At 64.2% G+C, this 1,113-nt stretch carries 2 protein-coding genes; one reads left to right on the forward strand and one right to left on the reverse strand.

The window, feature by feature from the left end:
• Positions 1–79: 79 nt before the first annotated feature.
• Positions 80–250 carry a multidrug efflux MFS transporter gene (locus HZF05_RS13535; protein WP_160363853.1) on the reverse strand — a complete coding sequence of 57 codons (171 nt, stop codon included), beginning with the start codon at positions 248–250 and terminating at the stop codon, positions 80–82.
• A gap of 77 nt (positions 251–327) precedes the next feature.
• Between HZF05_RS13535 and HZF05_RS13540 the strand changes: the two genes are divergently transcribed.
• Entirely contained in the window at positions 328–735 is a 408-nt protein-coding gene (locus tag HZF05_RS13540) for a TetR/AcrR family transcriptional regulator C-terminal domain-containing protein (protein ID WP_160363854.1), read from the forward strand.
• Positions 736–1,113: the final 378 nt, after the last annotated feature.

Here is a 1,113-nt window from a genome sequence, read left to right on the forward strand (position 1 = left end):
TGAACCTGCTGCGCTTCATTCCGTCCGACTCCTTCGCGTCGGACTCTACCCAAAATCGGTCACATTCCAGGGGCGCACGTCAATCCCACGCACTCATCGGAACGCCTGTGGCCAAAGCGAGAAGATAGCCGCTCACCAGCCATGCCGACGCAGCCTCCGATGCGTGCAGATTCAACGAGAGCGCCGGGAGCGCGGCGGTCGTCATCGTGGCAGCCGACGCATCATCGACGCTCTCTTCGATCCGGCTCATGCCGACGCGCCGCGGGCTAGAGGTAGCGGAGCGCCGATGGCGGGACGACCGGAAGCGTCAGCGTCGCAGCGGCGTTGATGTCTGCGATGGTGCTGGCGATGGTCGTCAGGCATCATGTGCTGCCGGTGGCGGCTAACACCGATCGCTGGGCGGAATGGCTTGGAGACAATGCGCGAAGCTTCCGCGCCGCCCTACTCGCGTGCAGGGACGGTGCGAGATTGCACGCCGGGTCCACGCCCGAAAGCAATGCGGAAGTGAATATCCTGCTCAAGATCGCCTATCTGCAACGCGCCGGTTTCGCGGAAACCGATGCCCGGCTCGCGTTGCTCACGACGGGCCAGTTCGCCTTGGCGAGCGCGCTTGAGCAGCAGGCGCACGAGGCAGCTCCGGCGGGGTCGGGTGCGCTGGCATATGATGCCGAGACCGCCTTCGAATTTGGTCTGGAGACGATGATCGACGGCCTGAGGCTTCGGCTCGATCGCTGAGTCAGGCGATCAACCGCCGCTGTGGAGCTCCGCCATGTACCGCCCCGGTGACGTGTCTCCGAAAGTCGCCCGAGCACTATCTAACATAGCTGCGCTTACCGCGGCGTTGATCGATCGGGGCGCCAACGACCGCTTCCAACCGAAGCAGCCGTCGCCGCAACTCGCCGGAAATGACGGCTTTGTCCCAGAGCGAACTGTTGCCGGCTACGAGTGATGTGGTCGGCGCGCTCGCAATCAGACCGACCGGAATCAGGGACGGCTCCGAGGGTCGGGAATGACGACAAATGGGCGCGCTGCGCCTAGGGTCAGGACTCCCTGATCAGAGCCAGAAGATGACGGTGGCAGCGAGTACAATCGTCGAGAAGAAGGCGGTCGGGC

It is taken from the genome of Sphingomonas chungangi (assembly GCF_013778325.1).
In the GTDB taxonomy this organism is placed as follows: domain Bacteria; phylum Pseudomonadota; class Alphaproteobacteria; order Sphingomonadales; family Sphingomonadaceae; genus Solisphingomonas; species Solisphingomonas chungangi.